This window comes from Streptomyces sp. NBC_00316, from assembly GCF_036158715.1.
GTDB lineage: Bacteria > Actinomycetota > Actinomycetes > Streptomycetales > Streptomycetaceae > Streptomyces.
Genome location: NZ_CP108023.1, coordinates 195,293 through 209,039, shown reverse-complemented (window position 1 = coordinate 209,039; position 13,747 = coordinate 195,293). Strand labels below are relative to the sequence as shown.

General features: G+C 67.7%; 14 protein-coding genes and 2 pseudogenes. 7 read left to right on the top strand and 9 right to left on the bottom strand.

Features of this window, described 5'->3' with window-relative positions; all coding sequences use genetic code 11:
• Nucleotides 1–147: 147 nt before the first annotated feature.
• The 4 genes and pseudogenes from OG878_RS01025 to OG878_RS01010 all read right to left on the bottom strand — a co-directional run bounded on the left by OG878_RS01025 (nt 148) and on the right by OG878_RS01010 (nt 2,848).
• Nucleotides 148–753 carry a hypothetical protein gene (locus tag OG878_RS01025; protein ID WP_328884951.1) on the bottom strand — a complete coding sequence of 202 codons (606 nt, stop codon included), beginning with the start codon at nt 751–753 and terminating at the stop codon, nt 148–150.
• Between the two features lie 156 nt (nt 754–909).
• Nucleotides 910–1,191: a hypothetical protein gene (locus OG878_RS01020; protein WP_328884950.1), complete on the bottom strand. Its 282-nt coding sequence runs from the start codon at nt 1,189–1,191 to the stop codon at nt 910–912.
• A gap of 292 nt (nt 1,192–1,483) precedes the next feature.
• Entirely contained in the window at nt 1,484–1,930 is a 447-nt protein-coding gene (locus tag OG878_RS01015; RefSeq protein ID WP_328884949.1) for a VOC family protein, read from the bottom strand.
• A 118-nt stretch (nt 1,931–2,048) separates the two neighbouring features.
• Nucleotides 2,049–2,848 (bottom strand): annotated as a pseudogene (locus tag OG878_RS01010) (sigma factor-like helix-turn-helix DNA-binding protein).
• A 223-nt stretch (nt 2,849–3,071) separates the two neighbouring features.
• Here OG878_RS01010 and OG878_RS01005 point away from each other — a divergent pair.
• The 5 genes and pseudogenes from OG878_RS01005 to OG878_RS00990 all read left to right on the top strand — a co-directional run bounded on the left by OG878_RS01005 (nt 3,072) and on the right by OG878_RS00990 (nt 6,333).
• Nucleotides 3,072–3,650 carry an NADPH-dependent FMN reductase gene (locus tag OG878_RS01005; protein WP_328884948.1) on the top strand — a complete coding sequence of 193 codons (579 nt, stop codon included), beginning with the start codon at nt 3,072–3,074 and terminating at the stop codon, nt 3,648–3,650.
• Nucleotides 3,651–3,723: 73 nt separating this feature from the next.
• Nucleotides 3,724–4,209 (top strand): hypothetical protein, encoded by a 486-nt coding sequence (locus OG878_RS01000; RefSeq protein ID WP_328884947.1) that lies wholly within the window; start codon nt 3,724–3,726, stop codon nt 4,207–4,209.
• A gap of 14 nt (nt 4,210–4,223) precedes the next feature.
• Nucleotides 4,224–4,661: a nuclear transport factor 2 family protein gene (locus tag OG878_RS00995; protein WP_328884946.1), complete on the top strand. Its 438-nt coding sequence runs from the start codon at nt 4,224–4,226 to the stop codon at nt 4,659–4,661.
• Nucleotides 4,662–4,787: 126 nt separating this feature from the next.
• Nucleotides 4,788–5,267 (top strand): annotated as a pseudogene (locus OG878_RS42120) (IS5 family transposase); the annotation flags it as partial.
• 370 nt (nt 5,268–5,637) lie between these two features.
• A complete protein-coding gene (locus OG878_RS00990) occupies nt 5,638–6,333 on the top strand; it encodes an alpha/beta hydrolase (protein ID WP_328884945.1) in 696 nt (231 codons plus the stop codon).
• A 292-nt stretch (nt 6,334–6,625) separates the two neighbouring features.
• On the opposite strand, the gene OG878_RS42115 is transcribed toward OG878_RS00990, so the two are convergent.
• Nucleotides 6,626–7,393 (bottom strand): helix-turn-helix domain-containing protein, encoded by a 768-nt coding sequence (locus tag OG878_RS42115; protein WP_443049040.1) that lies wholly within the window; start codon nt 7,391–7,393, stop codon nt 6,626–6,628.
• Nucleotides 7,394–7,503: 110 nt separating this feature from the next.
• On the opposite strand from OG878_RS42115, the gene OG878_RS00980 reads away from it, so the two are divergent.
• Entirely contained in the window at nt 7,504–8,046 is a 543-nt protein-coding gene (locus OG878_RS00980; RefSeq protein WP_328884944.1) for a GNAT family N-acetyltransferase, read from the top strand.
• 416 nt (nt 8,047–8,462) lie between these two features.
• Here the strand turns inward: OG878_RS00980 and OG878_RS00975 are convergent, their stop codons facing one another.
• On the bottom strand, nt 8,463–8,951 hold the full coding sequence (locus OG878_RS00975) for a hypothetical protein (RefSeq protein ID WP_328891091.1): 489 nt from the start codon (nt 8,949–8,951) through the stop codon (nt 8,463–8,465).
• An 812-nt stretch (nt 8,952–9,763) separates the two neighbouring features.
• Nucleotides 9,764–9,922, bottom strand: a complete 159-nt coding sequence (locus OG878_RS00970; RefSeq protein ID WP_328884943.1) for a hypothetical protein — start codon at nt 9,920–9,922, stop codon at nt 9,764–9,766.
• Nucleotides 9,923–10,909: 987 nt separating this feature from the next.
• Between OG878_RS00970 and OG878_RS00965 the strand changes: the two genes are divergently transcribed.
• Nucleotides 10,910–12,007, top strand: a complete 1,098-nt coding sequence (locus OG878_RS00965; protein WP_328891090.1) for a MerR family transcriptional regulator — start codon at nt 10,910–10,912, stop codon at nt 12,005–12,007.
• Between the two features lie 216 nt (nt 12,008–12,223).
• Here the strand turns inward: OG878_RS00965 and OG878_RS00960 are convergent, their stop codons facing one another.
• The gene (locus tag OG878_RS00960; protein ID WP_328884942.1) at nt 12,224–12,814 is read right to left on the bottom strand and encodes an SAM-dependent methyltransferase; all 591 of its coding nucleotides are present in this window, start codon (nt 12,812–12,814) and stop codon (nt 12,224–12,226) included.
• Between the two features lie 279 nt (nt 12,815–13,093).
• The gene (locus tag OG878_RS00955; RefSeq protein ID WP_328884941.1) at nt 13,094–13,663 is read right to left on the bottom strand and encodes a helix-turn-helix domain-containing protein; all 570 of its coding nucleotides are present in this window, start codon (nt 13,661–13,663) and stop codon (nt 13,094–13,096) included.
• Between the last annotated feature and the right edge of the window lie 84 nt (nt 13,664–13,747).

Here is a 13,747-nt window from a genome sequence, read left to right as displayed (position 1 = left end):
GAATGGCCCACCCCCACGAGCCGGATCTGGCCGGACGGGGCAACTGCAGCGCCCCATCCGACACCGAAGGAAACGCCACCGTTGCCCACGGGCATGCATGTCCTCGGAGGGGGACGGCCTGGCGGGATCCCGCCCGCTGCTCACCCGTCAGGCGCGTAGACCCGCTCGCCGCAGGCCGATCGCCGCCAGGTCGGCGATGACCTGTTGGTCGCCGCGCCGCCACGCCTCTGCGAAGCCGCCGGGTGGCGTAGGCAGCGCAGCGAGTTCGCGCTCCGAGCCGGTGAGGACGCGTAGCGCGAGGATGTCGGCGCCGCCCGGACCGGCGGCGAGTCGCCGGGTGACGGCGCTTCGGCGGATCCAGCGCAGGCGCGGGGGCAGCCACAGCAGCAGCACGAACACCACCGGGATGACGATCAGGGCGACTGCGGTCAGCGTCGCCACGTGGCCCACCGTGTCCTGGAGCGAACGACCTGCGTCGGCCAGCCCGGTGCCGGCCTCGGCGGCGGACCTGAGCGGCTTCTTCAACTGGCCCCCGACGAACGGTACCTTCGCAGCGGCGTCGCCCGCGTCGATGAGTCCGTCGGAGAGGCTGTTGCCGGCGCTTTCCGCCTTGCGGCCCGGTCCGGCCAGTCGCCCGATCGCGTCGTGCACGGCCAGGGCCAGCTTCACCGCAGCGTAGATCAGAGCCGCCGCGATCAGATCTGCGAGGATCTGGCGGGTCCGACGTGACGGAGTCTGGGCGTAGAGGCGCATGGGCGTGCTCCTTGTCCGGTAAGGCATCGGCGGACGGCGGCTGCCCGTACGGCTACCCCGATCGGGAGGGCGGGACGCCGTGCCCACCGTCGGCCCGTGGGCCTTCAGAGATAGACCAGGCCCCGCTGCATTTTCGTGCGAAGGCGGACGGCACCGTCAATCACACCCGTTCGCGAGCCTCATCTGATCCATGTGGGCCACTCGGTGAGCCAGACCGTGGGCCACCGCCACCGCCAGCGGCACGGCATCGGCGCCGCTCTGCGCCCCGGTGCCTGTCACCGCGACCACCTGGTTCGCGCACCCGAGCGGGACGATATGAGAAACCCACAGATCAGCGGCGTACTCGCGGCGACTGTCGCATACGGACTCCACGAAGAGACCCATGCCTGCCTCCCGGTCTGCTTCACCGACTTGCAGTCCCGAAAACAGCGGCACCATGCCCTCGCCGCAGGCGGCCACATACAGAGGGACCGTCTGGCCGCCCGCATCGCGCCGTGTCTCCGCAACGACCTCCTCTACCAGGTCAGAGCCCCTCGAAGCTCGGCGTGGCAGCCCCTATGTTGCACGGGAGCGCCCGGGCCATGGGTTGCTTTCGCCTGCAGGAGCAGGCGCACGGTGCCGTCCACGAGTCCATCCTGGTTACCAAGAGCGGCGCGTCCGTGGGGGGTTGTTGCGGCGTTCCGCAGACCCTGACCGGGGCAACCGGCCCCGGCCAGGCCGAGGCCCACCGTCAACTGAGCCCTGAAAACGCTTCGGTGGTGAGCTCCTGGAGATCAGCGAGCGGGACGTCGCGGAGGTGCTGCGTCAGCCCCCAGCGATGACCGAACGGGTCGAGCAGCTGCCCCTCGCGCTCGCCCCAGAAGGTGTCGTTCACCGGACGGATCACGGTGGCACCGGCATGGAGGGCCTGCTGCCAGGCAGCGTCGACATCGTCGACATGCAGGTAGACGGCACCGTAGGTACCGCCGAAGTGCTGCGGACCGAAGGACTCCAGTTCAGGGAACTCGTCGGCCAGCATCAGGGTGAGTGTCCCGATGCGGAGCTGGACGTGGATCAGCCGGCCGCCGGGCACCACCAGCCTGGTGAGCTCCTCGGCTCCGAACGCCTTCTGATACCAGCCGGATGCCTCGTCCGTGCCGCGAGCGGTGAGATGCAAGGTGTAGGCAGTGAACGCCATGTTGGTCCCTTTCAGAGATCTGGATCAGGCCGGGTCAGGCACCGCACCGGCGCGCAACCGGCCTGCCGAATCGACGGCGTAGCAGGGCGAGTTGTCAGCGTCCATCGGGCCGGGTGGGTCAGCCGGCCCAGGGCCGCAGCTTGTCGGGGTTGCGGATCGCCCAGATCCGTTGGATGCGGTCGTCGTCGATGTCGAAGGCATAGACGGTCAGTACGTCGCGGTCCTTCATTGCGACGAGGCCCGGCTGGCCGTTGACGGTCCGTTCGTGAAGGTCGAGCCGATCGGCGAGAACCGCCAGGCGCACCAGGAACTCCGCGACCGCCTCCCGGCCCTGGACCGGAACCGGCGACGCCATTGCGCGACCACCACCGTCCGCGACCGCGACGACCGACGGGTCGAGCACTCTGACGAGCGCATCCACGTCCTTGGCCTGCCAAGCCTGCCGGAAGTCACGGACGATCGCGGCACGTCGCGGCGCCGCCGCACCGCGGTTACGGGCAGCAGCCACTCGGCGGCGCCCCGCGGAGGCCAGTTCGCGGCAGGCCCCGGGGGTACGGCCGACGATCTCGGCCACCTCGCTGAACGGCACCCGGAACACGTCGTGCAACATGAAGGCGACGCGCTCTGCCGGCGTCATCGAGTCGAGGACGACCAAGAACGCCATCTCGACGGACTCGTCCAAGGTGATGTGGTCGGCCGGATCTCTCGCCGTCGATCCGAGCGAGAGCTCGCTCCACTCCGCACGCACCGGCAGCGGCTCGGGAATCCATTCGCCGAGGCCTCCTGGACCGCGTCCTCCGCCTCGGTCAGCGAGCCGAGGAGGCGGTAGGCGACATTGGACAGGGCGCGGCGTTCGGGCTCGAGCAGATGGTCGTCCGGCCGCGCCGTGGGTTCGTCGCGTCCGCCTGTGATCTTCATCGGTCCAGTCCCCTTCACTCACCGAGTACGTGCCACCTCGTTCATTCGACGAAACAGCGCCCATGGATGTCAGCCGTCGACACGGGCCGGCCATCGTCCTGACAATCGCGGGCGCTGCCCCGTCGGTCTGCGGTGACGGCGGAATGCCGAACACCTCGGCGGTGACTGAGTGCTCCATGGCACTTCACGGGTCGCCACACCTTTCGCGACAGGAGACGGCACAGTGAACAGGATCGGCATCATTCTCGGCAGCACGCGCCCAGGTCGGCTCGGAGCACAGGTCGCCGGGTGGGTCCACGACATCGCGGGGCGGCGCGGCGACGCCGACTTCGAACTGGTGGACCTCGCGGACTTCCGCCTTCCTCACTTCGACCAGGCGGTTCCTCCGGCCAGGGGTGGGGAGGGTGGGCCCGAGGCGCAGGCGTGGGTGCGGGCGATCGACGGCTTCGACGGATTCGTCTTCGTCACGCCCGAGTACAACCACCAGATGCCGGGCGTGCTCAAAACCGCCATCGACTTCGTCTTCGCCGAGTGGGCCGACAAGGCTGCCGGGATCGTCTCCTACGGCGTCGCCGGGGGCGCGGGTTCGGCAGCCCAGTTGCGGCAGATGTGCGGCCTGCTCGGACTCGCCGACGTCCCGGCACAGGTCTCGCTTCACCTGGCTTCGGACTTCGAGAACTTCTCCGTGTTCGCGCCGAGTGAGTTCAGTACAGACGCCTTGAGCGGGCTGCTCGATCGCGTCGTGGAGTGGACCGAGGCACTTGCACCTGTACGCAGGCGGCGTGCGGCGTCCATGGCCTGAGCTGACGTTTCTCCATGATCGAAATGCAACATGCCACAGAGCACGGGAGACCAGCGACCAGAGGGGACCGATCATGCCGCATGTCACCGTTCACGCTCTTGAGCCTCAGCTCGCCGGTCACGAGAGCAAACTCATCCTCGGGCACACCGATGCCGTCGTTTCCGTCTACGGGGAGTGGGCGCGCGACCTTGTGGTCGTGCAGCTCGCCGGGTTCCCGGTCGGCCGCTGGGCCGTCGGCGGAGTTGCGAGGGATGATGTGGCGCCGACGGTGACCTTTCCCATGGGTGAGAGGGCGCTCACGCGTCCCGGCGGTCAGCAGACGGCCGCCCGGCTCGCCGCGGCAGTGACTGACGCAGTCGCCGTGACGCTCGGTGAGAGGCACCGCGCCGAGATCGTCGTCGACATGGTCGCCGCACCCGAAGACCGCACCGCCGTAGGCGGACACCTCGCAGCGAGATCGATCAGCCGTAGAAGCCGCCGCCCCTGCACACGTCGGCCGATCACGTGCACGCGGCCAAGTTCGGCGTTCACGGCACAAACCAGTCAGCACTACAACTGAGGAGCGAGATCACGATGAAAGAATGGGAAGGACTCAGGGACCGGGTCGAAATCGAAGCTCTACGAGCGGAATTCACGGACGCGGCGATGATGAATGACCACGTCCGACTGGCTTCTCTCTTCGTTCCGGAAGGGTCCGTGAGGATTCCGGATGCCGGCGTCGAGGTCGCCGGCCGCGACAGCATCCTGGCCCTTGCGCAACAGCGTGAGGAACGCTTCGAGGTCTTCGTCCAGACGACTCATCCCGGGGTCGTCGCCGTCTCCGGGGACACTGCGACCGGCCGCGCCTATCTTTCCGAGCTGATCCGGATGAGCGATGGCGCATCACACCTCAACTACGCGATCTACCACGACCGCTACCAGCGCACTCCAGACGGCTGGCGCTTCACTGAGCGCGTGTATGAGATTCGCTATGTGGACACGACACCACTCGCTGGAGGCCCCGTCAGGTGATGCTGCTCAGTGCTGCGCATCGCGGGCGCCTGCCCCCGATCCGTACGGTGATCTGAACGACCGCTCTGGACCTTCGCGTTCGGATCATCTGACCGTTGGTCCGGGTGTGCCGTTGACCCACGCGCAGTGGGCCCGGATCGAGCCGTCACTTCCGGACGGACGCCGAAGCAGGGTGGTCGGTGCCGGGAGCACCGTGAAGTGATCGCCGCGATTGCCGGGAAGTTCCGGACCGGATCGCGGTGGCTCCACCTGCCCGAGAAGTACGGCAACTGGAGAGGCGTCTACAACCGGCTTCGCATGTGGGCCTTCGATGACACCTGGGAGCGCGTGTTCACCACACTCATGACCCAGGCTGACAGCGACGAGGACCTGAACTGGGCGGTCTCGGTGGACTCCACGATCGTTCGTGCCCACCAGCATGCGGCCGGGCCCCCAAAGAGGGGCCCGGCCGGCGAGCTGGATGACCATGCCGTCGGCCGGTCCCGCGGCGGCCTGACCACGAAGATTCATCTTGTGGCCGACGCCCACTGCCGTCCCCCCGCCCTTGTTCTCACCGCCGGACAGGCTGGTGACGCGCCCGTCTTCGCGCACGTGATGGCCCGCTTGCGTGTTTCCCAACTCCGCCACCGCGTGGGTGGTGCGCTGCCCCACCTTGCCCCCGACGACCGAGGCGAACTGCTCGTCGCCGTGGACCAGGGAACTCCCGCCGACGAACCGCTGCTGTCCACGCTGGTCGCAGCGCCGACACCTCACTGCACTGGCTCTACCGACACGTCTGCTTCAGCCTCGGACGCCTGCCCGACGCGGAACTTGAGGCTCATCGGGCGACGGAGGTCCTCCGCCTACGAGAGCTCTGGCGCCACCGCTGACTCCCGACAAGCCAAGGATGGGCGACATAACGTCCGAGGCTACGCAGCCATTCTGCTGTCAGCCAAGACTGTCGCGCCTTCGAAGGCATGGGCGACAGGATGGTCACATGCAGCCGATCTTTGTTCTCGTGCACAGTCCGTCCGTAGGTCCCTCGACCTGGCACCCTGTAGCGGAACACCTCAAGGCGGCGGGGTACCAGGTACGGGTGCCGTCCCTGCTGCACATCGGCGCAGGTGCTCCGCCCTTTTGGCCCTGCATCGTCAACGCCGTCCGCGACGACCTCCGACAGGTCGCGGCCGACAGTCCCGTCACGTTGGTGGCGCACAGCAACGCGGGCTTGTTCCTGCCGGCGATTCGCGCAGGTATCGACCATCCGGTGACCAGCTCGATTTTCGTCGATGCCGTGCTACCAGCCCGGATCGGACCGACGCCTGTCGCGCCACCCGAGTTGTTGGAGTTCCTCGGCCCGCTGGCAGTGAACGGCTGGCTGCCACGCTGGACCGATTGGTGGGACGAAGCAGACGTCGCACCCATGTTCTCTGATCCGATGGTGCGGCAGACAGTCATTGAGGAGCAGCCCACCCTGCCGCTGTCCTACTACGAACAGCACATCCCGGTCCCCGACGGCTGGGACGACCATCCCTGCTCCTACTTGCTGTTCGGCCCTCCGTATGGCGACTTTGCCAACGAGGCGCGCGAACGTGGCTGGCGTGTGGCACACCTGCCCGGCGCACACCTCCATCAGATCATCGATCCTGCTGGCACTGCACGGCACCTCGTCGAATTCGGCACTATGACTTGATCTACTTCCGATACGCGCCTCAAGACTCAAATTCGGGTGGGGCGGGCGTCACCCCGCAGCTGCTTCCGGCCTCTCGACCAGTACTCCGCACTGGAGCGGGCTGCGCACCGGCGGGCGCGACGAGGAGCCGATGCCTCACGCCGTGGCGGCGCTCGGGCCCCGCAGCGGACGACAAACACGTTGGCCGACCGCCGACGAACTGCGACGACGCCCCTGTTTCCCAAGCGGAGGACATTTGTTCGTTTTCGTGTGTGCGGTGTGCGGCGCCGACCGTACTGCTATTCGCTCATCGTCATGTCTCCGACCTTAGAAGCGGAGCGGCCCAGGAGTGTAGTCCATTTCTACGGGGAGACCTTGGGCCACTCCGGGGTTCGACCTGCATGTCGAGCCGACCGGGCCGGGTCCGCGCAAGGGGCTGACAAAGGCGCTGCGGGAGGCGGTCCGCTACCGGCGGCAGGCGGCCGCCAAAGCCCTGGTCGGCCCATCTTCCGAACACCGGGGTGATCGAGCCTGGTCCCGGCTCTTCAGGGCCCGCAGTTGCGCGGTGACGTTGCTGCGCCCCGCCGAGCCCTACCACATCGTGGACCTTGTCGATGAAGTACGGATCGGTCGACAGCTTGAAGGTCTCCGACCGGTGCGGCTGCAGGCCGAACGCTCGCCAGATCCGAGACACCGACGACTGTGACAGGCCCATCTCCTTGGCCATCGACCGTGTCGACCAGTGTGTTGCGTTCTTCGGTGTCGACTCCAGCGTCTTGGCGACCACCGCGGCGACCTGCTCGTCCGTCACCGTCCTGGGCCCACCCGGACGCGGCATGTCACCCAGGCCGGCCATCCGGTACTGCACGAACCGGGACCGCCAACGGCCCACCGCATGAGGTGTGGAACCGAGTTGGGCCGCCACATCCTTGTTCGAGGCCCCCTCAGCACAGGCCAGGATGATCCGGCACCGAAGTGCCCACGCCTGCGGCGTGGAACGACGCCGCACCCACCCCTCAAGTGCAGCCCGCTCCTCGTCCGACAGTCTTAACTCGGCCTTCGGCCGCCCGGTCCGCGCCATAGCGCAAGCCTATACATCTGAACAATATTCCTGACTCAGAAGACTGGGGCGTGTATTGAAAGTGACTGGTGAAGATGACGGAGAGCCCATTTGTGATCCAGAATGCTTGGATGGTCACGCTCGAGACTCCCCGTTTGATCCTGCGTCGCTGGCGCGAGGAAGACGTTGCACCCATGGCTGCCGTCAATGCCGACCCCGAGGTCATGCGGTGGATCCGTGACGGCAGCGTCCTTGACGAACAGCAGACTCGCGGCCGGATCCAAGCATGGGAGAGCGAGTGGGATTCACGGGGCTTCGGCCTGTTCGCCGTGGAGATCCGGTCCACTGGCGAACTGGCCGGATTCACCGGCCTTTCGGTGCCCGACTTCTTGCCGGAGGTACTGCCGGCGGTTGAGGTCGGCTGGCGGCTGGGACGTCCCCACTGGGGGCAGGGCCTGGCCACCGAGGCCGCTGCGGCCGCTGTACGGTTCGGGTTCCAAGAGCGAGGGCTGGAGCGGATCGTCAGCATCACTCAAGTGGGCAACGACGCCTCCGAACGGATCATGACCAAGCTGGGGATGCATCCGGTCCGTGAGACCGTCAATCCCACCGGCCGTCGGCGAGTACGGGTGTTCGAGTTGTCGTCGGACCAGCACGTCACAACCACTCGTTGATGGCGGCAACGAGGACGGTCGCCTCGTAGCGGACCGCGAGTTTGATGCCCCTCCGTGGTCTCCCCGACGGCAGCGGTGTGCTGGGCCTGCGCCGCAGCGACTGCTGCCTCCGCCAGTGCCTGGGTCTTCCGATTGTGCGAAGGACCGGAATCAACCCGCCGACAAGGTGAGGAGCGCCGTAGTTGGCCCGTCTGGCCAAGTAGGCGCTGAGCAGGCCCTGAAGGGCGGGTGGGCATCGGGGGCTAGCCGCACGGCTCTCACGAGTCGGCAGCGGTGATGGTGGCGGCAAGCAGAGCGCGACGAGCGGGGCTGGAGTGCGCCGCAGCGTCGATGAGCAGGAATGCGGGCATCGTTTGCGGAGACGCCATGCGCCCACACGCAGAGATCCTGATGATCACTCCTGTGAGGCGGGGCGCTCAGTCGTCGGCGATCTGCAGGGCCAGCGTGAAGTGCTCACCATCCGTCCCTGCGAGCAGACTGTCGAACAGTGGGGTGAGTCCATTCACTGCGCCGCATCCGGCGTCGTGGTTGGTCCACCATCTGGCCGCCGGTCCGAGCAGGGACACCACCCGGGTCGCCGCGCGCTCGGCAGTCTCGACGGGCAGGTGCCGGTAGCTCGGCCAGACCAGATCGACGGCCGCGACCCGGGCCAGGAAGGATGCGGCTCCGTGCGTCTCCACCGCTTCCAGAGCGGCGCAGATCTCCGCGACGGACGGTGGGGCGTACCCGGGCAGGAAGCGCCGCCAGGCATCGTCCGCCGCGATCGCGGCCAACAGCGTGCGGATCCGGACTGCCAGCTCTGGCAGGCCGGGTTCCGGCTCGGTGAACCGCCCGGCTGCCACATACACCCGCATTGGCGTGGACAGCTCTGCCATGCCGGCTTCCAGCTCGGCCAGGACCCCCATGAACGTCACAGCGTGATTCTGCCGTACGCCTCAGCCCGTTCCTCGCTCCGCACCCGGCCAACCAGGATCTGTCCGGCCGATCACGGTAAGGCGGCTCAAGTGGGAACCGAATTGATCCTTCTTTGGTCAGTGTGGGTGAAGTAGCTCGGTCGCCTCGGGGGATGTCGGTCAGTCCGCTTGCTCGGTCACTCTGCGGCGCGGTCTTCAGGGGGGGCACAGGGATGCACGTCCCGAGGATGGAAGGTGGGGCGCCCGCTTCTGCGCCGGGGTGCGGCTGGTACTTGCTGGCTCCCGCCCTCTCCGCCTTCGGTGTGTATGGCGGCACAGTGTGGACCATTCGGTCGTGGGCGAGTTGCCCACTCGGGAACGACGCCAGCAACAACATTGGGCTGCAGATGATGCTGCCTGTCGTGTGGCTCTGCATGACTCTGCTGCTGCTTCTGCTCCAACTCGCACTGCGGAGGTGGCCTCTTCGGGGCGGGCGGGCAGCCATGTGGCTCGCACCGCTCGCGGTTGTCGTCGCACTGACTTTGCTGTATCGGTTTGGGATGGGTTGGCCGTACCACCCACCCGGGGGCCAGTGTGTGGAGGGCTATCCACTCTTCCCGTTCACGGGCAAGACGGGCCCGCACTCCGCCGAGTAGCCGCTGCCGGGTCGATCATGCGCGGAGCCGGATAATGAGGGCTGCGGCGGTTGCGGTTCCGAGGTAGACGTAGCCGCGCTTGTGGTATCGGGTGGCGACGGCTCGATGTCTTCCTGGAGCCGGTCGTAAGCCGGTACACGCGGGCGCCGCTTCGAGACGACGCCTGAATCAGTTGCCGGCGAGGAAGCCGCGGGCGCGTTCGTCGAGTTCGGCAGCGCACCGCAGGCCGCGGGCCCGGAAGCGGGCGAGGTCGCCCTTCATGCGGCTGACCGCCTTGCGGGTGCGCATGGAACGGACGCCGGGCACGTGGTCAATCGCCCGTGCCATGTGGCGCACGCCTGCTCCATGCTGCCGCGCTTGAGGTGCATCTCGGCGCCTGCGACCAGGTCGAGAGCGACGATCCGGGCATAGGTTCCGGCTGGGCGGCGGTGGCGGCGAGGGCGCACTGCTCGGCTGCGGCCCGTGATCGTCCTGGGTCTCATGGACCTTGGTTGTGCGGGAGTACTCGCAGGCCGCAGGCGGGCCACAGGTCAGGGCCCAGAACTCGACCTCATCACCGGGAGCGGCGGACAGCAGGACGTGGGCTCGTTCGGCCTCGACAAGAGCACCACGGCACTTGCCGATCTTTGGGGAGAGTACTACCTCATGAGGACGGACTGACGTGCTGTCAATGACGGAAGCACTGGACGCCGCCGCTACGTCCTTGGTGCGGGAGGGCGAAGGGGGACTCCGAGAAGATGGGGCTCGTGCAGGAGCATGCCTACGTCGAGGACGGCCACGCAGTCGTTCCCTACAACTCCCGGGCCTTCTTGGACGAGGGCCCGAAAACGAGTGGCTCCTGGGGAACCTGCCGGTCCTTGTGGACCTCGCCACTGGGGTGTGTCGACACATGACCATCGATGAAGTATTGGCAAGCCCCGGAGCTGAGGACAGGGGGTGATCCGGCGGTGAGTTCAAAGCTGCTCGGGCGGACAATTCTGCCGTCCGCCCGAGCTCGTAGCCGTGGGCGCTCGCGCGTGGCGGGTGACCTGCCCGGTCAGTGAGTCGGACGAATACCGGGACGCCGCCACGCAGGACTGGACCGAGTCGAGGAGCACTTCCGCCGCCGCAAGGTCGAGTTCGGTTCTGGCGGACGCCCCTGTGGCACCCCTTGTCGGTGAATATGCCTGCTTCTCTGAACCAGGCCATCGCTCTGGCTCGCAGGAGCCGCCTCGGACCGCTGCTTCGCGTTCGTCTCTTGTTGCCGTGAGTGAGGCTCTTGACCCTCACGTGGCGTCAGGCTGCATAGTCGGTGCCGTGGAGGATCACTGGACCGTGGGACATGTGGCCGAGCTGGCCGGCGTGAGTGTCCGCACGCTGCATCACTATGACGAGATCAGGCTTGTTCGGCCGTCGGCGCGGACCGCGGCCGGGTACCGGGCCTATTCGCCGGGCGACGTGGAGCGGCTGCGGGAGGTGCTGGCCTATCGGCGGTTGGGCTTCGGGCTGCGGGAGGTTGCGGAACTGGTCGGCGACCCGACCTCCGACGCCGTCGCTCACCTGCGCCGACTGCGCGGCCTGCTGCTGGAGCGGCGTGATCGCGCTGACGCCATGGTGGCGGCCATCGACAGGGAACTTGAGGCACGGGCGAAGGGACTGAAGGTGACACCGGAGGAGCAATTGGAGATGCTCGGTGCACGGCTGTACGACGCGATCGGCGGCGCTTACACCGCGACACGGCGTACCGATCCGCGGATCGCCGCGCAGATCTGGGGCGCGCTCGGGGACGCGCGGACGGTGCTGAACGTCGGGGCCGGCACCGGCTCCTACGAGCCGGCTGATCGCTACGTGACCGCAGTGGAGCCATCGGCGGTCATGCGGGGGCAGCGGCCTGCCGGCTCGGCGCCGTGCGTGGCCGCCGCCGCGGAGAGCCTGCCGTTCGAGGACCAGTCCTTCGACGTCGCGATGGCCGTCTCCACCGTTCACCACTGGGGGGACCCGATAGCAGGGCTGCGCGAGATGCGGCGCGTGGCCCGCCGCGTGGTGGTGCTCACGTTCGACACCGACGAGCCCGGATGGCAGGACCGGTTCTGGCTTACCCGTGACTACCTGCACGAGTTCACCGGCATCCTCGCAGAGTTTCCCTCGCTTGCTGGGATGACCGACGCGATCGGCGCCCGCGCTGAGCCGGTGCCCATTCCGTGGGACTGCGCTGACGGCCTGTTCGAGGCGTACTGGCGCCGACCGGGGGCGTATCTGGAGGATCACGTGCGCCGTGCGATGTCGGTGTGGACGAGGGTCGGACCGGAGGCCGAGCAGCGGGCGGTACGAAGCCTCAGCGACGACCTCGACTCCGGCCGGTGGGCCGAGCGCAACAGCGACCTCGCCGACCTCGACGCTGCAGATCTCGGCCTCCGTCTGCTCGTAGCTTGAACCACGTTGCAGGGTCAACGTCATGGCGGCTCCTGGACGGCCCGCCGGTCATGTGCGGTGCTGAGCGGGCATGGCGCTGTGGACACGACCGGCGGCGCGACCCGGCATACCCAGGTCGATCGCCTGCGAGCTCCGCTGGTCGATCCGCGCAAACTTGTCCTCTGCTCCGGCGAGGCTGATTCGCAGACCGACGTAGCCCAGGCGTCACGAGGCCGTTTACGGCTGGAAATACTCCGACATCAGGCGGCTGACCCACTCGGGCTGCTTGATATTGACCGCGCTGAACTCTGCCATCGTCGGCTTCAGGTCAATGACCGGGGTGCCCGAGACCGCGTCGAGGCCCACCACCGTCAGTTCGCGGCCGTGGACGGATTCGATGGCGCAGCACGTTACACCGATGCGGTTCGGCCTGCGGGGGCCGCGGCCGGCGAAGACACCAACGGGCGGGAGGTCGGAGCGGCCGCGGTAGGGGCGGGGCTCGCGGTAGTCGTCGTGTTCCGGGAACTGGTCGAAGATGAAGAGAACCTCCACGTGGGAGAAGCCCTCCAGACCCTGCAGGCACGTCTCGCCGAAGCGCTCGTCGATGGTGATCGTGCTGCGGACAGCCCTTAGTTGTCCGTGTGCTGGACGTCCGTTCGGTTGTTCCGGACCGTACCTATCGGTGTGACCTCGAAGCTTGGCATGGCAAGGTTCTATCTCTTCGGTCAGCGTTGTGCCCAGAGGAAATTGGAATTCTCGGACAGGGGCGCGGCTGACCCGCACGCAGCCCCGAGTCGCCCTGAAGCGAGCCGGCCGCCAACGCGGCATCGAAGCCGAAGCCGAACGACTCCGTCGGTTCTTCCGCGACGGCTGGCACACCAACCCACCCTCGTGGAGGACGCGTTCGGCAAGCAGATGCTCGTCCTGTTGGTCCGGCTACAGGTCGCCTGCACCGCCGCGGACGACCTCGACCAGGCGGTGGAAGAGGCTTTCCCTCGGCACCCGGACGCTGCCGCAGCCTGCCACCTTCGTAGCGTGAGGTGTCTTCCTCGGCCTGGCCGTCTGCCTGACCACCCTGCGCCACGTCCGACGCCTTTGTCGGGACCTCTAAGCCCCTTCCGAGGAAGCATCCTTCGAAGACGCGCCCTTCGGGTACCGGACGAAGAGGACACCCTGGACCTCGCCGTCCGGTGCGCTGTAGAAGTGCGGGGCGTCGGCCGGCCAGTGGGCGTGGCTGCCGGGCCCGGCCGTCTGCGGCGCGTCCAGCAGGCCGACGACCGCCGTTCCGGAGAGCACCATCAGGCTCTCCGTGGTGTGCGGGACATGCGCGGCTGACTCCTGGGTCGCGCCCTCGGCGATGGTGACGCGGAAGACGTCGGTGGCCGCGCCCTCGTCCTCGTACCGCTCCAGGAGGACCGCGGTGACGGCGCTCCCGGAGACTCCGCCCGCGCCCGCCGCGACGCCGGGCGGCGGGTCGTCGAGGACTGCGCTGAGCGGGCGGCCGAGCGCGGTGGTCAGGGCGTACAGCGTTTCCAGCGTGGGGTTGCGCCGGCCCGTCTCGAGTTCCGAGAGCGTGCCCTTGCCGACGCCCGAGCGGCGTGAGAGCTCCGACAGAGAGAAGCCGCCGTCCTGCCGCAGCCGTTTCACCCTGCGTCCCACCTCGTCGTTCAGACCCATCCGCCCGGTTCCGTCCGTTTCCGCGCCCACCGGCACTTTGACGCGCCGCCACCTGCGTCCTTAGTGTTCCATAAACAGAACGCT